Source organism: Actinomadura latina NBRC 106108, assembly GCF_001552195.1.
Classification (GTDB): domain Bacteria; phylum Actinomycetota; class Actinomycetes; order Streptosporangiales; family Streptosporangiaceae; genus Spirillospora; species Spirillospora latina.
The window spans coordinates 510,028-534,987 of sequence record NZ_BCQS01000005.1 but is presented as its reverse complement, the minus strand read 5'-3'; the positions used below and the strand labels follow the sequence as shown (position 1 = coordinate 534,987).

Here is a 24,960-nt window from a genome sequence, read left to right as displayed (position 1 = left end):
CTGACAGAGGGGTCAATTCCGGCAGATGTCGGCCAACTTGTGATCAACTTCCGGACGGCCGGGGGCGGGCCCCGGCCGTCCGTGCGCGTCAGGCGAGCGGCGGCTGCGGCTCGTCGTTCTCCGCCCTGATCACCTGCATCACCGCGTTGATCAGCGCCAGGTGGGTGAACGCCTGCGGGAAGTTGCCGAGGTGCCGCCCGGTGTGCGGGTCGATCTCCTCGGCGTACAGCTGCAGCGGGCTCGCGTACGACAGCAGCTTCTCGCAGAGGGCCCGCGCCCGGTCCAGCTCGCCGATCATCACCAGGGCGCTGACCAGCCAGAACGAGCAGATGGTGAAGGTGCCCTCGTCGGACTCGAACCCGTCGTCGGTCTCGCCCGCCCGGTAGCGCAGGACGAGGTCGTCCTCCGACAGCTCGTCGGCGATGGCGAGGACGGTCTCGCGCACCCGCTTGTCGTCGGCGGGCAGGAAGCCGAGCAGCGGGATCAGCAGCGCGGAGGCGTCCAGCGCCGTCGCGCCGTAGTGGGCGGTGAAGACGCCGCGCTCGTCCAGCGCGTTCGCGAGCACGTCCGCGTGGATCTCGTCGGCGGCGGCCTGCCAGCGGCGCGCCCGGTCCCGGTCGCCGCGCACCCGGGCGAGCCGGGCGCCGCGCTCGGCCGCCACCCAGCAGAAGATCTTGGACGAGGTGAAGTGCTGCGGCTCGCCGCGCACCTCCCACATCCCGCAGTCGGGGGTGCGCCAGTTGGCGAGCGCGTCCTCCACCTGCTTGATGATGATCTTCCAGAGCCGGTCGTCGAGCCGGTCCCGCTTGCGCACGAACAGGTAGATGGAGCCGATGATGGAGCCCCACACATCGTGCTGCGCCTGCATGTACGCCTCGTTGCCGATCCGCACGGGGCGGGCGTTGTCGTAGCCGGTGAGGTGCTCCAGCGTCGACTCCGGCAGTTCCTCCCGCCCGTCCAGCCCGTACATGATCTGCAGCTTGCCCTCGGCCGCCTCGGCGACGTCGGTGATGAAGTAGAAGAAGTCGTTGGCCTCCCAGTCGTAGCCGAGTGTGTAGAACGCCCACAGCGCCATCGTGGAGTCGCGGATCCAGGTGTAGCGGTAGTCCCAGTTGCGGTCGCCGCCCGGCGTCTCCGGCAGCGACGTCGTGGCCGCCGCCGCGACCGCGCCCGACGGCGCGAACGTCAGGCCCTTCAGCGTGAGCGCGCTGCGCTGCAGGTGGCTGCGCCACGGATGGTCGGGGAAGCGGCCCCGGTCGAGCCAGTGCTGCCAGTGGTGGACGGTCCAGACGAGCCGCTCCTGCGCGTCCTCCCACGACGACGGCGCCGCGTGCTCGCTCCACGACAGCGCGACGAACCGGGACTCGCCCTGCTTCAGCAGCGTCCGGGACGTGGCGAGCGACCCCTCGAACCCGACGTTCATGTCGGTGGTGAGCCGCAGCCCGACGCCGTTGCCGCGCGCGACGGCCTCGTGGTACCCGGCGCCGGTGTGCTCCCAGCGCGCGGGCGTCTGGCCGTAGTCGAACACCGGCATGCAGTCGAGCCGGACCTGGGCCTGCCCGTTCACGCACCGCACCATCCGCAGCAGGACGTGGTCGGCGTCGTAGTCCGTCGGCGCCCTGCGGTGCGTGTGGGACCGCTCCGTCTCGTGGTGCCACGGCCCCATGAGCAGCGCGTCCGTCACCACCAGCCAGCCCCCGTGCACCCACCAGGTGGTCTCCATCACCATGGTCCCGGGGATGTAGCGCTGCGCGGCGGGCACCTCCACGCCCGCGGGGCCCACGCGGAAGTACCCCGCGTCGCGGTCCAGGATCGACCCGAACACGCTGGGCGAGTCCATCTTCGGCAGGCACATCCACTCGATGTTGCCGCTCGGCGCGACCAGCGCGGTCGTCTCGCAGTCGGACAGGAACCCGAAATCGGCTATGGGGGCGAACGGGTCTCCCGCCCGGCCGCCGGCGACCTTCGGTCTCACAACCTCACACCTCCTTGATCTCCATCATTCCCTCTACCGGGCCGTGGGCGCGCCATGCGCGCGCCATGGGCGCACGGCGCGCCCCCGGCCGCGGTGTACTGCTGGTCTCCCAGTGGAATAGACCATTATCTGCGGTCTGAGCTGGGATAACTCTCCTCGGGGCACCGGGCGCCGAGCAACCGGCGGCTGCGCGGGTACAGTCCCGGCAAACAGGGCAGCGGACCCGCTTCTGCCTGGGGGAACGTGACGGAGCGCACCCCCGGGACGGACGGGCCGGAACTGTCGCTGGGTGGAACCGGAGCGAGAAGGAGCTCCCCGTGCCGAAGTTCGTGTACGACTTCACAGAGGGAAACAAGGACCTCAAAGATCTGCTGGGCGGCAAGGGCGCCAACCTGGCCGAGATGACCAACCTCGGACTGCCCGTGCCTCCCGGGTTCACGATCACCACGGAGGCCTGCCGGCACTACCTCGAGCACGGGGACCTGCCCGAGGGGCTGGCGGACGAGGTGAACGCGCACCTCGCCGGCCTGGAGTCCGCGATGGGCAAGAAGCTCGGGCAGAGCGACGACCCCCTGCTGGTCAGCGTGCGGTCCGGCGCCAAGTTCAGCATGCCGGGCATGATGGAGACCGTCCTCAACGTCGGGCTGAACGACGAGTCCGTGCACGGCCTCGCGGCCCAGGCGGGCGATGAGCGGTTCGCGTGGGACTCCTACCGGCGCCTGATCCAGATGTTCGGCAAGACCGTCCTGGACATCGACGGCGACCTGTTCGAGGACGCCATCGACGAGGTCAAGCGGGCCCGGGGCAGCGACCACGACGCGGACCTGGTCGCCGACGACTTCAAGGCGCTCGTCGACCGGTTCAAGGGCATCGTGCGAGAGCAGACGGGGAGGGGCTTCCCGACCGACCCGCGCGAGCAGATGGACCTCGCCGTCAAGGCCGTGTTCGACTCCTGGAACGCGGACCGCGCGATCCTGTACCGGCGGCAGGAGCGCATCCCCGTCGACCTCGGTACCGCCGTCAACATCTGCTCGATGGTCTTCGGCAACATGGACCTGGACTCCGGGACGGGCGTCGCCTTCACCCGCGACCCCGCGTCCGGCCAGCAGGGCGTCTACGGCGACTACCTGCAGAACGCGCAGGGCGAGGACGTCGTCGCCGGCATCCGCAACACGGTGCCGCTCAAGGACCTGGAGCGCATCGACAAGGCGTCCTACGACCGGCTTCTCGAGATCATGGAGACGCTGGAGAACCACTACCGCGACATGTGCGACATCGAGTTCACGATCGAGCGCGGGAAGCTGTGGATGCTGCAGACCCGAGTAGGCAAGCGGACCGCCGCGGCGGCGTTCCGCATCGCCTGCCAGCTGCTCGACCAGGGGCTCATCGACCTGGACGAGGCCGCCCGCCGCGTCACCGGCGACCAGCTCGCGCAGCTCATGTTCCCCCGGTTCGCCAGCAGGGTGGACGGCGTCCAGAAGCTCACCAAGGGCATGAACGCCTCGCCGGGCGCGGCCGTCGGCAAGGCCGTGTTCACCTCCGCCCGCGCGGTCGAGCTGGCCGGACGGGGCGAGGACGTCATCCTCGTCCGCCGCGAGACCAACCCCGACGACCTCGCCGGCATGGTGGCGGCCAAGGGCGTCCTGACGTCCCGCGGAGGGAAGACGTCGCACGCCGCCGTCGTCGCGCGCGGCATGGGCAAGACCTGCGTCTGCGGCGCCGAGGAACTCGACGTCGACGTCAAGAACGGGCACTTCACCGCCCCCGGCGGCGTGACGGTGAGCGAGGGCGACGTCGTCTCGATCGACGGCTCGTCCGGCGACGTCTACCTCGGCGAGGTGCCCGTCGAGGACTCGCCCGTCGTCCGGTACTTCGAGGGCGAGCTCACCCTGGAGGACGGCGACGACCTCGTCAAGGCCGTCGACCGCGTCATGAAGCACGCCGACTCGCGCGCCGCGCTGACCGTCCGCGCCAACTCCGACAACCCGGAGGACTCCGCGCGCGCCCGCCGGTTCGGCGCCGCCGGCATCGGGCTGTGCCGCACCGAGCACATGTTCCTCGGCGACCGCCGGCAGCTCATCGAGAAACTCGTCCTCGCCGAGGACGACGGGGAGCGGCAGGCCGCGCTGGACGCCCTGGAGCCGCTGCAGAGGAGCGACTTCGAGGGCATCTTCGAGGCCATGGACGGGCTGCCCGTCACGATCCGCCTCATCGACCCGCCGCTGCACGAGTTCCTCCCCGACATCACCGAGCTGTCGGTCAGGGTCGCGCTCGCGGGCGACGGGGCCGACGCCAAGGACCGGAGGCTGCTGGAGGCGGTCAACCGGCTGCACGAGCAGAACCCTATGCTCGGACTGCGCGGTGTGCGGCTCGGTTTGGTGATTCCCGGCCTGTTCGCCATGCAGGTCCGCGCGATCGCCGAGGCCGCGGCCGCGCGGAAGAAGGCGGGCGGCGACCCGCGCCCGGAGATCATGATCCCGCTGGTGGGCGCGGTGCAGGAGCTGGAGGCCGTCCGCGACGAGGCACGCGACATCCTCGACGGGGTCAAGGAGGCGACCGGCGTCGACGTCCCCGCGCTGATCGGCACCATGATCGAGCTGCCGCGGGCGGCGCTGACCGCCGGGCAGATCGCCGAGGCCGCCGAGTTCTTCTCCTTCGGCACCAACGACCTCACCCAGACGACGTGGGGCTTCTCCCGCGACGACGTCGAGGCGGCGTTCTTCTCCCGCTACCTGGAGCTCGGCATCTTCGGGGTGTCGCCGTTCGAGACGCTGGACCGGGAGGGCGTCGGGCGGCTCGTCCGCATTGCCGCCGAGGAGGGCCGCAAGGCGCGCCCCGGCATCAAGCTCGGCATCTGCGGCGAGCACGGCGGCGACCCCGACTCCGTGCACTTCTGCCACGAGGTCGGCCTGGACTACGTGTCGTGCTCGCCGTTCCGGATCCCGGTCGCCCGGCTGGAGGCCGGTCGCGCCGCGATCGTGGCCGGGGACGCGCCGGGAGGCGGCGACACTCGCTGACGTCCGCCGCCGGCGGCCGGTTCCCGCACGCGGGGGACCGGCCGCCGGAGAAAGGTGTGGGTTCCGTAACACGCGGTATGTGTGAACTTCGGACGCGTACCGGACCATCTCAATAGTGTGTCCGATGCGATGACGTTGGAAGTGGAATTGCCGGAGCCCCAGCCTGAAGAGCCCGCCGCCGACGAGACCGGCGAGCGGGAGGACCGGTCGCGCGAGCGGCGCCGGCGGTCGCCGTGGTTCACGATCCCGATGAGCGTCCTGCTCGGGCTGCTCGCCATCGCCGTGCTGACCCCGCTGGCCGTCGGCACGCGCATCTGGTACCAGGCCCGGCAGGACGAGCGTCCCCGCTCCGACGCGATCATCGTGCTGGGCGCCGCGCAGTACAACGGGGTGCCGTCCCCGACGCTGAAGTGGCGGCTGCAGCACGCGCTCGACCTCTACCGCGACGGCGTCGCGCCCGCCATCGTCACCGTCGGCGGCAGGGCGCCCGGCGACAACTACACCGAGGCGGGCGCCGGGCGCAGCTGGCTGATCGAGAAGGGCGGGGTGCCCGCGTCCAAGGTCTTCGCGGTGCCCGTCGGACGCGACACGCTGGAGAGCCTGAAGGCCGCCGGCAAGGAGTTCGACCGGCACCACTGGGACTCGGCGGTGATCGTCACCGACCCGTGGCACGGGCTGCGCTCGAAGCGGATGGCCGCGGACCAGGGCATCGAGGCCGCCGCCTCGCCGACCCGCAGCGGACCCAGCGTCCAGACCCGCGACACCCAGTTCAACTACATCGTGCGGGAGACCGGCGGCTACCTGTCGTACGTGCTGCTGGGCAAGAGCGTCCAGGTGCCGGACGAGACCATCAAGCGCATCCGCATCGACCCGTCCGGAACTCCCGTTCCGTCGTCCTCCACGTCGCCGGGCCGCTGAATCCGATCGTGCCGCTTACCCTGGATAGGGCCATGACGACCGAGATCATTGAGGGCTACACCGCCCGCGACCGGCAGCGGTGGGCACCCGAGCCGGCCAAGCGCCGCGACCGGACCGCGTTCGAGCGCGACCGTGCCCGCGTCCTGCACAGCGCCGCCCTGCGGCGGCTGGCCGCCAAGACCCAGGTCGCCTCGCCGGGCGCGGACGCGGCGGCCGACACCGTGCAGAGCCTGCGGACCCGGCTGACCCACTCGCTGGAGTGCGCCCAGGTCGGCCGCGAGCTGGGCAAGGCCCTCGGCTGCGACCCCGACCTGGTCGAGGCGGCGTGCCTGTCGCACGACATCGGGCACCCGCCGTTCGGCCACAACGGCGAGTACGCGCTGGACATCGTCGCGCGCGACTGCGGCGGCTTCGAGGGCAACGCGCAGAGCCTGCGCGTCCTGACCCGGCTGGAGCCGAAGTCGTTCGCGGCGGGCGGCCCGCCGCTGCACGGGCGCAGCGTCGGCCTCAACCTGACCCGCGCCGCGCTCGACGCCGCCATGAAGTACCCGTGGTCGCAGGTGGACGCCGTCAACGGCAAGTTCGGCGTCTACCAGGACGACATGGACGTCGCCGCCTGGATCCGGGAGGGCGCGCCCGAGGGCCGGACGTGCTTCGAGGCCCAGGTCATGGACTGGAGCGACGACGTCGCCTACTCCGTCCACGACCTGGAGGACGCGCTGGTCGCCGGGCACGTCGACTTCGTCCGGCTCGCCGACCCCGCCGAGCGCCGGCTGGTCGCCGTCACCGCGGGCAAGCTGTACTGCCCGGACGCCGACCTCGCCGAGCTGGAGGAGCGCTTCGCGGCGCTGCTCGCCGAGCCGTACTGGCCGGACCGCTACGACGGCACGCCGCGCAGCCTCGCCGACCTGAAGAACCTGACCAGCACGCTGATCGGGCGGTTCTGCCTGGCCGCCGAGGCCGCGACCCGGGACGCCTACGGCGACCGGCCGCTGACCCGGTACGCGGCGGAGCTGATCGTCCCGCGCGGGCAGCGGCTGGAGAACGCGCTGCTCAAGGGCATCACGGCGCACTACGTCTGGATCAGCCACGAGGAGGTCAGGGCCCGGCAGCGGACGCTGATCACCGAGCTGGCCGAGATGATGCTCGCCGGCGCCCCCGGCAGCCTCGACCCCGGGTTCCGGGAGGCGTTCACCGACGCCTCCGACGACGCCGCCCGGCTGCGCGCCGTCATCGACCAGATCGCCTCGCTGACCGATCTGTCCGCGATGGCCCGGCACCGGATGCTGGGCGGACGTCCGCGCTGATCAGTGCCCGTTCCCGGGCGGCCACCGGCGCGGAAATACGTCCGGACCCGCCAGGCGACGGCTCTTGTCTCGTCACATGGGGCGCTGTAGGGATAGCTACAAGTCAACTACAGGAGGTCGCCATGCCCGAGGAGACGTTCGTCATCGCCGGTGCGAGCCTGGCCGGAGCCAAGGCGGCGGAGACGCTCCGCGAGGAGGGTTTCGGGGGCAGGGTCCTGCTGGTGGGGGACGAGATCGAGCGGCCGTACGAGCGTCCGCCGCTGTCCAAGGGTTTCCTGCTGGACAAGGAGGCCCGCGAGAAGGCGCACGTGCACGAGGCCGGCTGGTACGACAAGCACAACGTGGAGTTGCGGCTCGGCACGTCGGTCGCCTCGATCGACCGGGAGGCGCACCAGGTGACGCTCTCCACCAGGGAACCGGTCTCCTACGACAGGCTGCTGCTGGCGACGGGCGCGTCCCCGCGGCGCCTGGAGGTGCCCGGGTCCAAGCTGCAGGGCATCCACTACCTGCGCACGATGGCCGACTCGGCGGCGCTGAAGCAGGCGCTCGCACACGGCGGCCGGCGCGTCGTCGTGGCGGGCGCGGGCTGGATCGGGATGGAGACGGCCGCCGCCGCCCGCTCCTACGGCAACGACGTGACGATGATCGACCCGGAGCCGACGCCGCTGCACGCCGCTCTGGGGCCCGAGCTCGGCGGCGTGTTCGCCGACCTGCACCGCGAGCACGGCGTCGTCCTGCGGCTCGACGACGGGGTCGCCGGGTTCTGGGGCGCCGGGCAGGTGTCGGCCGTCGTCACGTCCGGCGGCGCCGAGGTGCCCGCCGACGTCGTGATCGTCGGCATCGGGGTGCGGCCCAACACGAGGCTCGCGGAGGACGCGGGCCTGGACGTCTCCGACGGCGTCCTCGTCGACCAGTCGCTGCGCACGTCCGACCCCGACATCTTCGCCGCCGGCGACGTCGCCAACGCCTACAACCCGCTGCTCGGCCGCCGGATCCGCGTGGAGCACTGGGCGAACGCGCTGAACGGCGGGCCCGCCGCCGCCCGCGCCATGCTCGGCCGGGACGTCGCCTACGACCGGATCCCGTACTTCTTCAGCGACCAGTACGACCTCGGCATGGAGATGTCCGGCGTCGCGGCGCCGGGGGAGTACGACGAGGTCGTGTACCGGGGGGACCGCGCGTCCCGGGAGTTCATCGCGTTCTGGCTGTCCGGCGGCCGCGTCGTCGCCGGGATGAACGTCAACGTCTGGGACGTCACCGGGGACGTCCAGGCGCTGATCCGCTCCGGGCGCCCGGTGGACGCCGCCCGCCTCGCCGACCCGAATGTGCCGCTGGCCGGCCTCGCCGGACGCTGACCCCCGGGCGCCCGCTGATCTTTTAGCTGGGTTGTGACTTTCGCATATGTCCTACTCAGGTAAGGTCTGGGCGAGTGAGCACCTTGCAGCGGTCAAGACCGGTGGAAACGGTCTCGTCCGCCCCGGCGTACCGGACATTCCTGAGCGAACTGCTGAGCTTCGGCTTCGTGGGGTGCTTCGGCACGCTGATCATGATCTTCGGCGCCAACCTGATGCACACCTGGCTCGGCGGCAGCCCGGTCATCAGCGTGGTGGTGCCGACCATCGTGTCGACGCTCACGTCCTACCTGCTCAACCGGCACTGGACGTTCCGGCACCGGGACAGCGACGGCTCCGGCCGCGAGGTCGCGATCTTCTTCGCGCTGAACGGCGTCGGGCTGCTCATCCAGGTGCTCTGCACCGGGTTCACGTACTACACCCTCGGCCTGCACGGCGGGCTCGCCTACAACCTCGGCCTGCTCGCCGGCGTCGGGCTCGGCTCGGCTTTCCGCTACTGGTCGTACAAGAAGTGGGTGTTCACCCCCGCGGCGGCCTGAGCGGTCCTCAACGCCCCGCCGGCACGAGCTTCCCGGTCCGGGACAGCGCCTCGGCCAGGACGGGTGCAAGGTCCTGGCCGGTGCCCTGGGAGAAGATCGCGTGGTCGATGCCGCGCTCCGCGAGGCGCCCGACCTTGTCCACGGCCTCGTCCACGGACGGCTCGCCCGTGAAGTAGCTCAGGGACGTCTTCTCGATCCCGGCGTAGTCGCGTCCCTCGCGCTCGCAGTGCTCCCGCAGGACGTCCAGCTTGTGCGGCAGTTCGTCGCCGTCGAAGAGGTTGCACGCGTCGGCGTACTTCGCGACGAACCGGAGCGTCTTCTTCTCGCCGCCGCCCCCGACCAGGATGGGCGGGTGCGGAGCGCGCAGCGCGGGCGGCGAGTTCAGCGGACGCTCCAGCGTGTAGTGCTCGCCCTCGAACGCCGACTCGTCGCCCTTCCACATCTGGTGCGCGAGCCGCAGCGTCTCCTCCAGCCGCTCGAACCGCTCGGCCACCGGCGGGAACCGGACGCCGAGGCCGCGCGACTCCTCCTCGTTCCACGCGGCGCCGATGCCGAGCCACGCGCGGCCGCCGGACAGGACGTCCAGCGTGGTCACGGTCTTGACCAGGATGCCGGGGTGCCGGTAGGTGACGCCGGTGACCATCGTCCCCAGGGTGATCCGCTCCGTCAGCGCCGCCGCGTAGGCGAGCGCCGAGTAGCCCTCCAGCATCGGTTCCTCCGCGGCGCCCACGCCGCGGATCTGGAAGAAGTGGTCCATCACCCAGAGCGAGTGCAGTCCGCCCTGGTCGGCCTCGCGGGCCATCCGGCCGAACGTCGGGGCGATCTGCTCCGGTCCGCCGGGAAAGGTGAAGCTGGGTACCTGAAGTCCGATGCGCATGGCAGTCCCTCTGCTGTTCGTTCGTCGTCCGTCTTCCCGCCACTCTGCGATCTGGAGCGCACTCCAGGTCAAGCCGCCCCGCCGGGCGGACGTTGACCTGGAGTGCGCTCCAGGTGCGATCCTGGACGACGTGAGTTCCTACTCCCCGGCCGAGACCGCCGAAAAGAGCGGTTTCAGCATCGACACACTGCGTTACTACGAGAAGATCGGGCTGCTGTCGGGCATCGCCCGCAACGCGTCCGGAAGGCGCGTGTTCACCGACGACGACCTCGCCTGGCTCGGCATGCTGCGGTGCCTGCGCGTCACCGGGATGCCGATCGCGGAGATGCTGCGCTACTCCGAACTGGCCCGCGGCGGCACCGAGACCTTCCAGGAGCGGTTTGACCTGCTGCGCGAGCACGACCGCCGGGTCGAGGAGCAGATCGCCAGTCTGCGCGCACAGCAGCAGCACATCAAGCGGAAGATCGACCTCTACCGGGAGGTGGCCTGCGAGGCCGCCCCCGCGTCCGCCTGAGCGAGCACCCGCTCGGCCCGCGCCCACGTCTCCGCCGGGTCGAACGCGGCCGGACCGGACCGCCGGGGACTCCTCAGCGCCATGAGGGGTCCCGGCCCAGCAGGGTGAGCAGGCGGTCCTTCGGCGCCGCGCCGTCCGGGGCCGGAAGGGTCGCGGCGAACGACTCGCCGGGGCCCCGGCTCGCCTCGGGCACGAGCGCGGCGACCTTGAGGGACGCCTCGACGAGGTCGTCCGCCGGCTCCCACGGGACGCCGATCGCGGCGGCGACGTCCCACGCGTGGACGACCAGGTCGACGAGGTGGAAGCTGACCGCCAGCGCGGCGGGGAAGCGCCCGCCGAGTTCGGGCAGGGCCAGGTCGGCGTCCAGGGCGGTGTCGGCGAAGGCGCGCGCGACGAGGTCGGCGGAGTCCCTGGCGGCGGCGTAGGGGTCGTCGCCGAGGTCGCCGCCGCGCCACACGGCCAGGCGGTCGCCCTCGCCTCGGGCCGCCGCGGCGAAGCCCCGGTCCTGGCCGACCTGGTGGCGCAGCAGGCCGTGCAGCGTCCAGTCCGGGCACGGCGTGGGCCGCGCGAGCGCGTCCGGCTTCACCTGCGCGACGGCCGACAGGTACAGCTCCGCCGCCGCGCGGTCCAGCGGACGGAGATCGGTGGTCATGAGCTCGGTCAGTAGGTCCATGCAGCTACGCTAAGAACCGGGAGAGGACCAGGTAAAGGGCCAAAAACGCACGAAGTGATTGGGCCGATCTAAGCTGGGCCGGTGGACGTCCATGTGAGCCTGGTGGGCCGCCGCGACCTCACCGGGCAGATCTACGCGCAGCTGCGGGGGGCGATCCTCGACGGGCGGCTGCGCGCGGGCGAGGCGCTGCCCCCGACGCGCGAGCTGGCGCGCCGGCTCGCGATCTCCCGCAACACCGTGGGCGTCGCCTACGACCGGCTCGCCGCCGAGGGGTTCCTGACGAGCCGGGTGGGCGCGGGGACGTTCGTCCGGGAGTCCGGCTCCGCCGCGCGGGGCGCCCCGGCGGCGTCGCCGCTGCGCCCCCGCCGGATCTGGGACGAGGTGTCGGTCTGGCCCGCGCCGATGCCCGGCCTCCGCTGGGACTTCCGCGCCGGGCTGCCCGACGTGACGCTGTTCCCGTACGAGGCGTGGCGGCGGATCATGGCGGGCGTGCTCCGCCCGTCGGGGCTCGGCCCGGCGGGCGACCCGGCCGGGCTGCCCGCGCTGCGCGAGGCCATCGCCCGGCACATCGGGGTCTCCCGGTCGGTGCGGGCCGGCGGCGGCGACATCGTGGTGACCGAGGGCGTCCAGCAGGCGCTCGACCTGATCGTCCGCGTGCTGCTCGAACCGGGCGACGTGGTGGCCGTGGAGGACCCGGGGTACCCGCCTGTCCGGATGCTGCTGGCCGCGGCCGGGATGCGGGTCCGGGGCGTGCCGGTCGACGCGGAGGGGCTGCGGGTGGACGCGCTGCCCGGCGACGCGCGGGCCGTGTACGTCACGCCCTCCCACCAGTTCCCGATGGGCATGCCGATGTCGCTGCCGCGTCGCCGGGCGCTGCTCGACTGGGCGCGGCGCCGGGACGTGGTGGTCGTCGAGGACGACTACGACACCGAGTACCGGTACGGGGGACGGCCGATCGAGCCGCTGCAGAGCCTCGACGAGGACGGCCGCGTGCTGTACACCGGCACCTTCTCCAAGATCATGCGGCCGGTGCTGCGGCTCGGGTTCCTGGTGGCGCCGCCGTCGCTGCACCGCGCGTTCCGGATGGCGCGCTACGTCTCGTCCTGGCACGCTGAGCTGCCCGCGCAGGCGGCGCTCGCCCGGTTCGTCGACGAGGGCCTCCTCGCTCGGCACATCCGCAGGTCGCGCCGCGAGTACCGGGCCAGGCACGAGCGGGTCGCGGAACTGCTCGGGACGCTGTTCGCCGGCCGGCTGGACGTCGTCCCGGCGGAGGCCGGGCTGCACCTGAGCGCCCTCCTGCCGGCCGGGGCGAACGACGCCGCGATCGCCGCGCGGGCGCTCGGCGCGGGCATCGGGCTGTTCGCGCTGTCGGAGTTCGCGGTCACCGGGCCGGCCGTCCCCGGGCTCGTCTTCGGCTACGGTGCCGTGCCGCTGCCGCGGATCGACGCGGGGCTGCGCAGGCTGCGCGAGGTCGTCCCGTGATCAGCGCTGGACGGGGCTAGCGCTGGACGGGGGTGGCGCGGCGGCCGTCGGCGCCGAAGAACAGGACGCGGCCGAGGTCCACGGTCAGCGCCACGTGGTCGCCCCGGTTGGGGCGGCTGCCGGGCGCGATGCGGAACACCAGGTCGGACCGCCGGTGGTGGCCGGCGTGCTCCTCGGGCAGCCCCTCCTCGCGGGACTGCCTGCCGAGCATCTCCCGCAGCCGGTCGCGCCACCCGGGGCGCTCGGCCTCGTAGGACGGCGCCTGCGGCGGCCGCCCGATCTCGGTCGCGTCGACCGTGGGGATGCCGGCCTCGGCGTAGGCGAGCCACTCGTGCCCGTGGAACTCCAGCGCCCGGACCTGCCCGGACAGGACGGAACCGGGCGGCGCAGGCGAGCCGGGCGCGATCGGCACGAGCGTGTCGGGGCGGATCCCGACGACGACGGTGCGGCCGTGCTGGCTGATCAGCGTGGACGCCCGCGGATCGTTCCACGGCACCATGAGCCGCTGCGGCCCGAAGTCGAGCAGCAGCCCCTCGCCCTCGATCGCCCACAGGGTGGCCTGCATCAGGTTGATCGGCGGCGAGCTGAGGAACGCGGCCACGAACACGGTCGCCGGGTCCTCGTAGATCTGCTCGGGGGTGCCGACGTCCTCCAGGACGCCGTCCCGCAGCACCGCCATCCGGTCGGCCATCGTCATGGCCTCGACCTGGTCGTGCGTGACGTAGACGGTGGTGGTGCCGGTGGAGCGGACCAGCGCGGCGATCTCGACCCGCAGCTCGGTGCGCAGCCCCGCGTCCAGGCTGGACAGCGGCTCGTCCATCAGGAACAGCGACGGCTCGCGGATGAGCGCCCGCCCGATCGCGGCGCGCTGCCGCTGGCCGCCGGACAGCGTGCGCGGCAGCCGGTCGATCATCGTGTTCAGGCCGAGCGCGCGGGCCAGCTCGGTGACCTTCGCGCTCGCCTCGGCGCGGTCGTCGCCCGACACCTCGAGGGGGAACATCATGTTGCCCTTGACCGTGCGGTGCGGGTAGAGCGCGCCCTCCTGGAACACCATGGCGACGTTCCGCTCACGCGGCGGCAGGTCGTTGGCCACGGTCCCGTTCAGCCACAGGTCGCCGGCGGTGATCTCCTCCAGCCCGGCGATCATGCGCAGGATGGTGGACTTCCCGCAGCCGGACGGTCCGAGCAGGACGAACAGCTCGCCGTCGTTGATGCGCAGGCGGACCTTCCGGACGGCGACCTGGCCGCCCGGATAGACTTTGTCGACTCCGTCGAGCACAACATCCGTCATCGCGTCCGCCTGGGTGTGAGCAAAATCTCGGTCAGTCATCACACCGCGCGACGGTCCGGGTTGTCCAGAGTGAATCCGGGGTTACCTGCGCATGGTCCGGCCGAGTCCGGCCATCGGCCACCGGTTTCCGGCCGGCGCCGGAGGGGCCCGCGCCGCCCGGAGGGCGCCGCGCCGGCGGGGACGACGCCGGTTCGGACGGCGGCGCGCCGTATGTCGCGGGCCCGCCGTAGACTCCTTCATCGTGGCAGGCCGGATTCGCAATGAGGACATCGCACTCGTCCGGGAGCGTGCGTCCATCGACGCCGTGATCGGCGAGTACCTGCAGCTGCGCAGCGCGGGCGGTGGCAACCTCAAGGGCCTCTGCCCGTTCCACGACGAGAAGTCGCCGTCGTTCAACGTGACGCCCTCGCGCGGCCTGTACTTCTGCTTCGGCTGCGAGGCGGGCGGCGACGTCATCAAGTTCGTCCAGGAGATCGAGCATCTGCCGTTCTCCGAGGCGGTGGAGCGGCTCGCCGGCCAGGCCGGCATCCAGCTGCGCTACGAGGACGGCGGCGGGCGCGGGGGCCCCCGGCAGGACGGCGGGCAGCGCGCGCGGCTGATCGAGGCGCACAAGGCCGCCGCCGAGTACTACACCGAGCAGCTGAACTCCGCCGACGGGGCGATCGGGCGGACGTTCCTGTCGGAACGGGGCTTCGAGGCCGCCGACGCCGCCCGCTTCGGCGTCGGGTTCGCGCCCCGCGAATGGGAGGGCCTCGTCCGGCACCTGCGCGGGCGCGGGTTCGCCGACCGCGACATCGTCGCGGGCGGCCTCGCCAAGGAGGGCCGGCGCGGCCCGATGGACCGGTTCCGCGGCCGGCTGATGTGGCCGATCCGCGACCTGTCCGGCGACGTCATCGCGTTCGGCGCCCGCAGGCTCTACGAGGACGACGACGGCCCCAAGTACCTGAACACCCCCGAGTCGCCCCTCTTCCACAAGGGCTCGGTGCTGTACGGCGCCGACCTGGCGAAGAAGGAGATCGCGCGGCGCCGGCAGGCCGTGGTGGTCGAGGGCTACACCGATGTGATGGCCTGCCACCTCGCGGGCGTCCCGACGGCGATCGCCACCTGCGGGACGGCGTTCGGCGACGACCACATCAAGGTGCTGCGCCGGCTGCTCATGGACCAGGACGAGTTCCGCGGCGAGGTGATCTTCACCTTCGACGGCGACGCGGCCGGCCGGAAGGCGGCGCTGCGCGCGTTCGACGACGAGCAGAAGTTCGTCTCGCAGACGTTCGTCGCCGTCCAGCCGGACGGGCTCGACCCGTGCGACCTGCGGATCCGGCACGGCGACGCGGCGGTGCGCGACCTGGTCGCCGCCCGGCTGCCGCTGTTCGAGTTCGCGGTGCGCAGCGCCATCGAGCAGCACGACCTCGACACCGTCGAGGGGCGGCTCGCCGCGCTGGACGCGGCGGCCCCCGTGGTCGCCGCCATCAAGGACCGGTCGCGCCGGCACATGTACGCGGTCAACCTCGACCGCTGGCTCGGCATCATGGACGAGCAGTTCGTGCTGCGCCGCGTCCGCGAGCTGGCGAACCGGCGGCACGCGCGCGCTCAGGCGGGGCGCGCCCCGGCCGGAAACGGCCGTCCCGGCCGGTACGGCGGCAACGGGCGGGACGAGAACGGGCCCGCCGAGCCGCCGGCCCCGCGGCGGCCGGCGTTCGACCCGTCCGATCCCGAGGTGCAGCGTGAGCGCGAGCTGCTGAAACTGGCCGTGCAGCGGCCGGCGGTGCTCGGGCCGGGGTTCGACGAGGTCCCGGCGGAGGCGTTCATCGCGCCGCCGCACGCGGCGGTGCGCGCGGTGGTCGCGCAGGCGGGCGGCGTCGCGGCGGCCGGGGCCGTTCCCGAATGGGTCGGCCGGCTCCTGGAGACCGCCCCGAACGACCAGGTCAGGGAGCTCATCACCAGGCTCGGCGTGGAACCGGTCCGGTCCGCCCATGAATCGGATGACCGTTATGCCGTTGAACTACTCGCCCGGATCCAGGAACGCCAGCTCACCCGCATGATCGCGGAGGCGAAATCTAAACTCGGGCGGCTGAATCCGGTCGAGGCGGCGGAGGAGTACCACAAGCTGTTCGGCGATCTTGTCGCGCTTGAGCAGCAGAGACGGGTGTTGCGGGAGCGAGGGCTTGGATCACAGTAAGCCAAGAGACCGCAAAATGGGTCCTGTGATCTAGGCCCCCTTTGACGCAGACTGTCTGCGTGGGCCCTTCGGTGCTGCCAAGCGAGGCGCCATCGGTTGATCAGGTGGCGGACCTCGTCGCACGTGGCAGAGAACGCGGCGGTGTGACCGTCGAGGACGTTGCTGCCGCACTCGATCGCTCGGACTTGCCGGACGACTCCATGGAACGGGTCGTGCGGATGCTCGCAGAGCAGGGGGTGGAGGTTCTCGAGTCTCAGCAGGAGACCGAGGACGTCGCGCGAGCGGATGAGGGAGACCTCGGCAAGCGGGCGCCGACGAGCGACCTGGTCCGGATCTATCTGAGAGAGATCGGTCGCGTACCGCTTCTCACGGCAGAAGATGAAGTAGAACTCGCGAAATCGATCGAGGCGGGACTGTTCGCCGAGGAGAAGATGGCGCGCACCGCCGTCCTCGCCCGCGGCGAGCTGCTCGACCTCGAACTGCTCTCCCGCGAAGGCATGCGGGCGAAGCAACGCCTGATCGAGGCCAACCTGCGGCTCGTGGTCTCGATCGCCAAACGCTACGTCGGCCGGGGAATGCTGTTCCTCGACCTGATCCAGGAGGGAAATCTCGGGCTCATCCGTGCGGTCGAGAAATTCGACTACACCAAGGGGTTCAAGTTCTCGACCTACGCCACCTGGTGGATCCGGCAGGCGATCACCCGGGCGATCGCCGACCAGGCCCGGACGATCCGGATCCCGGTCCACATGGTGGAGACGATCAACAAGCTGGTCCGGGTGCAGCGGCAGATGCACCAGGACCTCGGCCGGGAGCCGACCCCCGAGGAGATCGGCCTGGAGATGGGCCTGTCGCCCGTCCGGGTGGTGGAGATCCAGCGCATCGCCCAGGAACCGGTCTCGCTGCAGTCGCCGATCGGCGAGGAGGACTCCGACCTCGGCGACTTCATCGAGGACGCGGACGCCGTCGTGCCGATCGAGGCCGCGGCGTTCATCCTTCTCCAGGACCAGCTGGAGGACATCCTCGGCACCCTGTCGGACCGGGAGCAGCGCATCATCCAGCTGCGCTTCGGCCTGGCCGACGGCCATCCCCGCACCCTGGAGGAGGTCGGCCGCGAGTTCGGCGTGACGCGGGAGCGGATCCGGCAGATCGAGTCCAAGACGCTGGCGAAGCTGCGCCACCCGTCCCGCGCCCAGATGCTCCGCGAGTACCTGGAGTGATGACCGGCCTGGAACGACCGACCGACCCGGAATGACCGACCGTCCTCCCGGCCGCGCCGCCGGGAGGACGGTCGTATATCCGGCAACTCCTGGCATTTCGTCGCATTTCGTCCACGGTGCATCTACCGTGGTGAGCATGCTGATCGTGACGACTGACGGCGTGCCGGGGCACGAGATCAGGAGCGTGCTCGGGGAGGTCCTCGGGACGTCGCTCCAGGCCGACCAGGGCGCGGCGCCGCAGGCCGGGCAGGCCGGGAGCAGCGCGACCTTCCGGGTGACCGGGGAGCGGCCGGCGGTCAGCCTCGCCGCGGCGCGCCGGGAGGCGCTCGACCGGCTCGGCGAGGAGGCGCGCCGCAAGGGCGCGAACACGGTCGTCGGCATGCGCTTCGACACCGCCCAGGTGGGCCGCGGCTTCGAGGTCTGCGCGTACGGGACGGCCGTCTGGGCGGAGCCGGCGCAGCAGCACCGCGAGCAGGCGCCGCAGTACCAGCAGCAGCGGCCCCCGCAGCAGGGCCACGTCCCGCCGTACGGGGACCCGCAGCAGGGCGGCCCGCCGATGGCCGCCCGCAACCTCACGATGGGACTGCAGGACCGGCCCCGCTGAGCGGGCCCCGCCGAGCGGGCGGCACGGCGTCCCGCGTCGTGGGATGCCTCACTGTCCGGGGGGCCACTTGACGAACTGAGGGCAGGCTTCGCTAATTTAGGTAAGCCTAACCATTTGCTCGTCTCTGGAGTCCCCTCATGCGTCCTGTGTCCGTCCTCGCACTCGCCGGTGCCGCCGCCGTGTCGATGTCCCTGCTCTCGGCGTGCGGCGGTGACGACGAGGCGGGCGCCGCGGGCGCGATCCCGGTGACGGCGACGGACGACACGTGCGAGGTGGCCAAGACCGACCTCACCGCGGGCAAGACCACCTTCAAGGTCACCAACAAGGGCTCCAAGGTCAACGAGTTCGAGGTCCTCAAGGCGGACGGCAAGATCCTCGCCGAGCGGGAGAACATCGGCCCCGGCACCAGCGTCGACTTCGTGGTCAACCTGCCCGCCGGCCAGTTCAAGCTGCTGTGCAGCGCCGGGCAGACCGGCAGGGGCCCGTCCCAGAACGTCACCGTCTCCGGCAAGGCCGGGGCCGGCGACGACGCGCGGCTGGCCAAGGCCGCCGCCGACTACAAGGCGTTCGTCATCGTGCGGCTCGACGACACCATCGCCAAGACCCGCGAGTTCGTCGACGCGGTCAAGGCGGACGACGTCGAGAAGGCCAAGGAGCTGTACGCGCCGTCCCGCGTCGGCTGGGAGACGATCGAGCCGGTCGCGGAGAAGTTCGGCGACATCGACCCGAAGGTCGACGCGCGCGAGGCCGACCTGAAGCCGGCGGAGAAGAAGGACTGGTCCGGCTGGCACCTGCTGGAGAAGGCGCTCTGGGAGGACGGCTCGGTCAAGGGCAAGGAGAAGTACGGCGACCGGCTCCTGGCGGACCTGGAGACGCTGAAGTCGCGGCTGCCCGGCCTCACCCTCGACCCGGTCAACGACATGGCGGGCGGCGCGAAGGAGCTGCTCGACGAGGTCGCCACCGGCAAGGTCACCGGCGAGGAGGAGGCGTTCAGCCACACCGACCTCGTCGACTTCAAGGCCAACGTGGACGGCGCCAAGAAGATCTACGAGCTGCTCGAGCCGGTCGTCCGGGAGCGGGACGCCCAGCTCGCCGGGGACCTCGACGACAACTTCGGCAAGGTCGAGGCGCTGCTGAAGAAGCACGAGAAGGGCGACGGCTACGTCTCCTACGACAAGGTCGGCAAGGACGACCGCAAGGACCTGGCCGACGCGGTGAACGCGCTGGGCGAGCCGCTGTCCAAGCTCGCCGAAGTCGTCGCCGAGTAGCGAGCGCGGTAACGGAACCGGAAGGGATGGCGGCGAGATGACCGAGGTGCGGCCGGGGATGTCCCGGCGCAGGATGCTGGGCTTCTCCGGCGCGAGCCTGCTCGTCGGCGCCGCCGCCGGCGCGGGCGTCGACCGGATGGCGCTCGCCGACGAGGGCGGCGGCGCCGGCGCCGCCGTCCCGTTCCGCGGCGCGCACCAGGCGGGCATCGCGACCCCCGTCCAGGACCGGCTGCACTTCGCCGCGTTCGACGTGACGACCGGCGACCGCGACCGGCTCGTCCGGATGCTCAAGGAGTGGACGGACGCGGCGGCCGCCATGACCGCCGGGGAGCCCGTCGGCGACGGCGCGGTCGCCGGCTCGCCGGTCGCGCCCCCCGACGACACCGGCGAGGCGCTCGGCCTCCCGCCGTCCCGGCTCACACTGACGATCGGGTTCGGCCCGACGCTGTTCGAGAAGGACGGCGAGGACCGCTTCGGCCTCAAGGCGCGCCGCCCGGCCGCCCTCGTCGACCTGCCGCACTTCCCCGGCGACAACCTCGACCCCGGCCGCAGCGGCGGCGACATCGCCGTGCAGGCGTGCGCGGACGACCCGCAGGTCGCGGTCCACGCGATCCGGAACCTCGCGCGGATCGGGTTCGGCACGGTCTCGGTCCGCTGGTCGCAACTCGGGTTCGGCAAGACGTCCTCGACGACGCCCGACGCGCAGACGCCGCGCAACCTGTTCGGGTTCAAGGACGGCACCGACAACATCGGCGCGGACGACAAGGCGCTGCTGGACGAGCACGTCTGGGCCGGGAAGGGCGACGGCTGGATGGCGGGCGGCTCCTACCTGGTCGCCCGCCGCATCCGGATGCACATCGAGACGTGGGACCGGACGTCGCTGCGCGAGCAGGAGGACATCTTCGGCCGCAGCAAGGGCGAGGGCGCGCCGGTGGGGCGGGAGAAGGAGCGCGACGAGCCCGTCCTGGCGCGGATGAAGCCGGACGCCCACGTGCGGCTCGCCCACCCCGACGCCAACCACGGCGCGCGGATCCTGCGGCGCGGCTACTCGTTCACCGACGGGTCCGACGGCCTCGGCCGGCTGGAGGCGGGCCTGTTCTTCATCGCGTTCCAGGCCGACCCGCGCAAGGGGTTCATCCCGGTGCAGAGCTCGCTGGCCACCGACGCGCTCAACGAGTACATCCAGCACGTCGGGTCGGGCGTCTACGCGTGCCCGCCGGGCGTCCGCGAAGGCGGCTACTGGGGCGACACCCTCTTCTCCTAGGATCTCGCCTAGGACTGTCCCTGTCCGGCCCGCTCCGAGCGGATGCGGGCCACGACGTCCCCGGCGGCCGTCTTGACGGCCTCCAGTTCCTGGAGGTAGGCCCAGTAGTCCGGGTGGACGCCGGTGAGCCGATTCGGCGCGTTCTCCAGCCGCTCGACGAGCCCGTCGAGGACCCGGGCGTGCTGCGGCGGGGCCCCGCCCGGCTGGGCCATGGCGAGCCGCTGCGCGTCCCGGACGGCGAACCGGGCGCCCTCCGCGGGCTTCGCGGGGTCGGCGGCGACCGCCTTCAGCTCCTCCACCCGCCCGGTGACCTGCCCGGCGCGGCGGTCGGCGGCGTTCAGCTCGGTGCGCGCCGCCGTGAGCGCCCGCTGCGCCTCCTTCCACTCGGTGCGGGCGACGTGCGCGGACGCCTCGTTCAGCCGCTCGCGGGCCCGCGTGACGGCCGCCTCGATGGAGTCGGGCGCGCCCCTGAGGTCCTGCCAGCAGGCCTGTGAGTAGTTCCGGAGCAGGACCCGCATCGCCTCCTGGACGGGCCCGACGCGGTTCGCGACGGCGTCCGCCCGCGTCCGGACGGAGGCGAGCGAGTTGCGGACCTTCTGCGCGAGCTGCGGCAGCTCCGCGGCGGCCTCCCGGGCCCGCTCGGCGATGTCGCGGACCTCCTCGGCCCTGCGGATGGCGCCGTCCAGCCCGAGCCCGCCCAGCCCCGCGGAGCCGAGCTGCGCGAGGACCTCCCTGGCGCGGGCCAGCTCGGCCTCCGGGTCGGAGGCGTCCATCCCCGCGTCCTTCGCCGCGGTGACGGCGGCGCCGGCGGCGGCCACGGCGTCGCGGGCGGCGGTCAGCCGGGGCGGCAGCTGGTCGAGCGCGGCCTCCAGCCGGGCCATCTTCGGGGCGAGCCGCTCGGCGAAGCCGTTCAGGTCCCGGGTGACCTGCTGCAGCCGCTCGGTGGACGCGATGAACGCGCGGCGGGCCGCGTCGTACTCGGCCGGTGACCGCTCACGGTCATCGAGGTCGTGGGCGTCCAGCACGGAGATGTACGCGATCGACGCGGCGTCGGCGGCCTCCGACAGCCCGGCGAACTCCCGCCGGACCGGGGCGGCGGCCGCCGCGTCCAGGTCCTCGAACACGGTGACGCGGCCGCCGATGTACTTCTGCGCCTGGTCCATGTCGTAGAAGGCGGCCGCCGCCGCCTCCCTCGCCTCGATCGCCGCCGCGGCCGCCTGCGCCCCCCTGCCGCCCCGGCGGCGCTGGTCGCCCGGTCCCCGCACCGCTGCCTCCCTTCGTCCCTGCCCAGTCTGGCCTAGCCGGCGGGTGTTCCGCGCCCCCGGGCGCGCCATCGGCGGGCGGGCATATCGGACGGCGTCACAGGTTCGCATCGGATGGAACGGATAGCATCGCTGCTACGTCGATAAGGCTGGGCGCCGGGGCGGCGTCCCGTACGGCATGCGATCTTGGAGGCTCATCGTGCCCGTCAGCCTGAGCAAAGGCGGCAATGTCTCGCTCACCAAGCAGGCGCCCGGACTCTCCGCGGTGATCGTCGGTCTCGGCTGGGACCTGCGCACCACGACCGGCACGGACTTCGACCTCGACGCCTCCGCCATGGTGCTGGACGGCTCCGGGAAGATCATCACCGACCAGCACTTCGTGTTCTTCAACAACCTGCGCACCCCGGACGGCGCGGTCGAGCACAGCGGCGACAACACCACCGGCGCGGGCGAGGGCGACGACGAGCAGCTCAAGGTCAACTTCGGCGCGATGCCGGCCGCCGCCGAGCGGGTGGCGTTCGCCGTGTCCATCTACGACGCCGACAGCCGCGGGCAGAACTTCGGGCAGGTCCGCAACGCCTACATCCGGGTGCTGAACCAGGCCGACGGTGCCGAGATGGCGCGCTACGACCTGTCCGAGGACGCCTCGATGGAGACCGCGATGGTCTTCGGCGAGCTGTACCGCAACGGCGCGGAATGGAAGTTCCGCGCGGTCGGCCAGGGCTACGCGTCCGGGCTGGCCGGCATCGCGACGGACTTCGGCGTCAACCTCTGACCAGACCACCAGGAAGGGAACGGCCCGGATAATGGGAGTCTCACTCGCCAAGGGCGGCAACGTCTCGCTGACGAAGGCCGCGCCCAACCTCACCGCCGTCACCGTAGGGCTCGGCTGGGACGTGCGCGCCACCACGGGCGCCGACTTCGACCTGGACGCGTCCGCGCTGATGCTCGCGGGCACCGGCAAGGTCATGTCCGACCAGCACTTCGTGTTCTTCAACAACCTGAAGAGCCCGGACGGCTCGGTCGAGCACACCGGCGACAACCTGACGGGCGAGGGGGAGGGCGACGACGAGTCGATCAACGTCGACCTCAACGGGGTGCCGGCCGAGTGCGACCGCATCGTGTTCCCGGTGTCGATCTACGACGCCGACAACCGCAACCAGAGCTTCGGCCAGGTCCGCAACGCCTTCATCCGGATCGTCAACCGGACCGACGGCAACGAGCTCGCCCGCTTCGACCTCACCGAGGATGCCTCCACCGAGACGGCGATGGTCTTCGGCGAGCTGTACCGGCACAACGGCGAGTGGAAGTTCAGGGCCGTCGGACAGGGGTACGCCTCCGGTCTGGCCGGCATCGCCACGGACTTCGGCGTCAACGTCGGCTGACGACCGGCGCACCCCGCACCCGGCCGTCTCGCCCGGCCGTCCTCACTCACAGAAATACGCGCATGATTCTTCGCACCTTCGGCTGGTCCTTCGGCGTCACGGCCATCGGGCTGCTGGCCGCCTTCTTCTACGACGGGCCGACCGGGCTGGCCCTGGTCGCCGTGCTGGCGATCCTCGAGGTCTCGCTGTCGTTCGACAACGCCGTGGTCAACGCCAAGGTGCTCGACCGGATGAGCCCCTTCTGGCAGAAGATCTTCCTCACCGTCGGCATCGCGATCGCGGTGTTCGGCATGCGGCTGGTCTTCCCGCTGCTGATCGTCGGGATCACGGCGAAGCTGGGTCCCGTCGAGGCGTTCGACCTGGCGCTGAACGACCCGCACCGCTACCACGAGCTGATGAACGGCGCCTACCCGATGATCGCGGCGTTCGGCGGCATGTTCCTGATGATGCTGTTCCTGAACTTCGTGTTCGAGGAGCGCGGCGAGAAATGGCTGCCGTGGCTGGAGCGGCCGCTCGCCCGCATCGGGAGGCTGGACCAGCTCGCGGTGGTCGTCGCGGGCGGCTCGCTCGCGTTCGTGTCGTGGCTGACCGCGAAGGACCCGGGCAGCGTCATGATCGCGGGCGTGCTCGGCATGGTGACCTACATCCTCGTCAACGGGCTCGGCGAGCTGTTCTCCGGGGCGGGCGAGGACGACGAGGACGAGGACGGGGACGGCGCCGACGAGGGCGGCGAGGCCGCGCCGGCGCGGTCCGGCCCCACCCCGCTGGCGCTGGCCACCGGCAAGGCCGGGTTCTTCCTCTTCCTCTACCTGGAGGTGCTGGACGCCTCGTTCAGCTTCGACGGCGTCATCGGCGCGTTCGCGATCAGCACCGACCCGATCGTCATCGCGCTGGGCCTCGGCATCGGCGCCATGTACATCCGGTCCCTGACCGTCTTCCTGGTCCGCAAGGGGACCCTGCACGAGTACGTCTACCTGGAGCACGGCGCGCACTGGGCGATCGGCGCCCTCGCGACCTGCATGCTGATCAGCATCGGGCACCACGTCCCGGAGTGGATCACCGGCGGGCTCGGCGCCGGCCTGATCATCGCGGCGTTCATCAGCTCCGTCGTCCGCAACCGCGGCGCGGACGGGGACGCCTCCGGATCGCCGTCCGGCGACGGCAAGCAGCTGCACTCCAGCAACGTCTGAGCGGCCCGACCCCCTCCGCGACCAGCACCGATCCACCGAAGGAGCCGAACGATGTCGATCTCGCTGCAGAAGGGCCAGAAGGTCTCGCTCGCCAAACCCGGCGGCGGCACCCTCAGCCGGGTCCGGATGGGCCTCGGCTGGGACGCCGTCGCCAAGAAGGGCCTGTTCGGCAAGAGCAAGGCCCAGTCCATCGACCTGGACGCGTCCTGCCTGCTGTTCGACGCCGCCGGGAACCTCGCCGACCAGGTGTGGTTCCGGCAGCTGCGCAGCAAGGACGGGTCCGTCCTGCACACCGGCGACAACCTGACCGGCGAGGGCGAGGGCGACGACGAGGTCATCAACGTCGACCTGCAGGGCGTCCCGGCCAACGTGACCCAGCTGGTGTTCACGGTGAACTCGTTCACCGGGCAGGACTTCTCCCAGATCGCGAACGCGTTCTGCCGGCTGGTGGACGAGAGCACCGGCCAGGAGATCGCCCGCTACGACCTGAGCGGCACCGGCCAGCACAACGCGCAGATCATGGCGAAGGTGTCGCGGGACGGGCAGGGCTGGTCGATGACGGCGATCGGCGCGACCGCGACCGGCCGCACGTTCCAGCACCTGCTGCCGGCCGTGGCCACCCACCTGTGACGGGCTGACCGCCGTC

Annotated in this window: 21 protein-coding genes; 16 read left to right on the top strand and 5 right to left on the bottom strand. The window is 71.8% G+C overall.

Features of this window, described 5'->3' with window-relative positions:
• Positions 1-88: 88 nt before the first annotated feature.
• Complete coding sequence (locus tag AL2_RS08795; RefSeq protein ID WP_067631760.1) at positions 89-1,975, bottom strand: glycoside hydrolase family 15 protein; 1,887 nt, start codon at positions 1,973-1,975, stop codon at positions 89-91.
• A 317-nt stretch (positions 1,976-2,292) separates the two neighbouring features.
• On the opposite strand from AL2_RS08795, the gene ppdK reads away from it, so the two are divergent.
• From ppdK to AL2_RS08770, 5 genes are all read left to right on the top strand, one after another.
• Entirely contained in the window at positions 2,293-4,992 is a 2,700-nt protein-coding gene (gene ppdK, locus AL2_RS08790; RefSeq protein WP_067631758.1) for a pyruvate, phosphate dikinase, read from the top strand.
• A gap of 129 nt (positions 4,993-5,121) precedes the next feature.
• Positions 5,122-5,910 (top strand): YdcF family protein, encoded by a 789-nt coding sequence (locus AL2_RS08785; protein WP_083946214.1) that lies wholly within the window; start codon positions 5,122-5,124, stop codon positions 5,908-5,910.
• Between the two features lie 32 nt (positions 5,911-5,942).
• Positions 5,943-7,217 (top strand): deoxyguanosinetriphosphate triphosphohydrolase, encoded by a 1,275-nt coding sequence (locus AL2_RS08780; protein ID WP_157438060.1) that lies wholly within the window; start codon positions 5,943-5,945, stop codon positions 7,215-7,217.
• Positions 7,218-7,339: 122 nt separating this feature from the next.
• Positions 7,340-8,572: an NAD(P)/FAD-dependent oxidoreductase gene (locus AL2_RS08775; protein WP_067631756.1), complete on the top strand. Its 1,233-nt coding sequence runs from the start codon at positions 7,340-7,342 to the stop codon at positions 8,570-8,572.
• A 74-nt stretch (positions 8,573-8,646) separates the two neighbouring features.
• Entirely contained in the window at positions 8,647-9,108 is a 462-nt protein-coding gene (locus AL2_RS08770) for a GtrA family protein (protein WP_067631754.1), read from the top strand.
• A gap of 7 nt (positions 9,109-9,115) precedes the next feature.
• On the opposite strand, the gene AL2_RS08765 is transcribed toward AL2_RS08770, so the two are convergent.
• The gene (locus AL2_RS08765) at positions 9,116-9,985 is read right to left on the bottom strand and encodes an LLM class F420-dependent oxidoreductase (protein ID WP_067631752.1); all 870 of its coding nucleotides are present in this window, start codon (positions 9,983-9,985) and stop codon (positions 9,116-9,118) included.
• 130 nt (positions 9,986-10,115) lie between these two features.
• Between AL2_RS08765 and AL2_RS08760 the strand changes: the two genes are divergently transcribed.
• Complete coding sequence (locus AL2_RS08760; protein ID WP_067631750.1) at positions 10,116-10,499, top strand: MerR family transcriptional regulator; 384 nt, start codon at positions 10,116-10,118, stop codon at positions 10,497-10,499.
• Positions 10,500-10,572: 73 nt separating this feature from the next.
• On the opposite strand, the gene AL2_RS08755 is transcribed toward AL2_RS08760, so the two are convergent.
• Positions 10,573-11,172, bottom strand: coding sequence for a TIGR03086 family metal-binding protein (locus tag AL2_RS08755; RefSeq protein WP_083946212.1), 600 nt, complete (start codon positions 11,170-11,172; stop codon positions 10,573-10,575).
• A gap of 81 nt (positions 11,173-11,253) precedes the next feature.
• Between AL2_RS08755 and pdxR the strand changes: the two genes are divergently transcribed.
• Positions 11,254-12,654: a MocR-like pyridoxine biosynthesis transcription factor PdxR gene (gene pdxR / locus AL2_RS08750; RefSeq protein WP_067631746.1), complete on the top strand. Its 1,401-nt coding sequence runs from the start codon at positions 11,254-11,256 to the stop codon at positions 12,652-12,654.
• A gap of 16 nt (positions 12,655-12,670) precedes the next feature.
• On the opposite strand, the gene AL2_RS08745 is transcribed toward pdxR, so the two are convergent.
• Entirely contained in the window at positions 12,671-13,945 is a 1,275-nt protein-coding gene (locus tag AL2_RS08745; RefSeq protein ID WP_067631744.1) for an ABC transporter ATP-binding protein, read from the bottom strand.
• 241 nt (positions 13,946-14,186) lie between these two features.
• On the opposite strand from AL2_RS08745, the gene dnaG reads away from it, so the two are divergent.
• The 5 genes from dnaG (at position 14,187) to efeB (ending at position 20,477) form a co-directional block, all read left to right on the top strand.
• Positions 14,187-16,124, top strand: a complete 1,938-nt coding sequence (dnaG, locus tag AL2_RS08740; RefSeq protein WP_067631742.1) for a DNA primase — start codon at positions 14,187-14,189, stop codon at positions 16,122-16,124.
• 71 nt (positions 16,125-16,195) lie between these two features.
• Positions 16,196-17,341 (top strand): RNA polymerase sigma factor RpoD, encoded by a 1,146-nt coding sequence (rpoD, locus tag AL2_RS08735; protein WP_067631740.1) that lies wholly within the window; start codon positions 16,196-16,198, stop codon positions 17,339-17,341.
• Between the two features lie 136 nt (positions 17,342-17,477).
• On the top strand, positions 17,478-17,945 hold the full coding sequence (locus tag AL2_RS08730) for a YbjQ family protein (protein WP_067631738.1): 468 nt from the start codon (positions 17,478-17,480) through the stop codon (positions 17,943-17,945).
• Between the two features lie 137 nt (positions 17,946-18,082).
• Positions 18,083-19,213 carry an iron uptake system protein EfeO gene (efeO, locus tag AL2_RS08725; protein WP_067631736.1) on the top strand — a complete coding sequence of 377 codons (1,131 nt, stop codon included), beginning with the start codon at positions 18,083-18,085 and terminating at the stop codon, positions 19,211-19,213.
• A 37-nt stretch (positions 19,214-19,250) separates the two neighbouring features.
• Entirely contained in the window at positions 19,251-20,477 is a 1,227-nt protein-coding gene (gene efeB / locus AL2_RS08720) for an iron uptake transporter deferrochelatase/peroxidase subunit (protein WP_067631734.1), read from the top strand.
• A gap of 8 nt (positions 20,478-20,485) precedes the next feature.
• Here the strand turns inward: efeB and AL2_RS08715 are convergent, their stop codons facing one another.
• Positions 20,486-21,742, bottom strand: coding sequence for a molecular chaperone DnaJ (locus AL2_RS08715; protein WP_067631732.1), 1,257 nt, complete (start codon positions 21,740-21,742; stop codon positions 20,486-20,488).
• Positions 21,743-21,938: 196 nt separating this feature from the next.
• Here AL2_RS08715 and AL2_RS08710 point away from each other — a divergent pair, with 196 nt between their 5' ends.
• The 4 genes from AL2_RS08710 (at position 21,939) to AL2_RS08695 (ending at position 24,944) form a co-directional block, all read left to right on the top strand.
• A complete protein-coding gene (locus tag AL2_RS08710) occupies positions 21,939-22,514 on the top strand; it encodes a TerD family protein (protein ID WP_067631731.1) in 576 nt (191 codons plus the stop codon).
• 31 nt (positions 22,515-22,545) lie between these two features.
• On the top strand, positions 22,546-23,124 hold the full coding sequence (locus AL2_RS08705) for a TerD family protein (protein ID WP_067631729.1): 579 nt from the start codon (positions 22,546-22,548) through the stop codon (positions 23,122-23,124).
• A gap of 62 nt (positions 23,125-23,186) precedes the next feature.
• Positions 23,187-24,314, top strand: a complete 1,128-nt coding sequence (locus AL2_RS08700) for a DUF475 domain-containing protein (RefSeq protein ID WP_067631727.1) — start codon at positions 23,187-23,189, stop codon at positions 24,312-24,314.
• Between the two features lie 51 nt (positions 24,315-24,365).
• Positions 24,366-24,944, top strand: a complete 579-nt coding sequence (locus AL2_RS08695; RefSeq protein ID WP_067631725.1) for a TerD family protein — start codon at positions 24,366-24,368, stop codon at positions 24,942-24,944.
• The last annotated feature ends 16 nt before the right edge of the window (positions 24,945-24,960 follow it).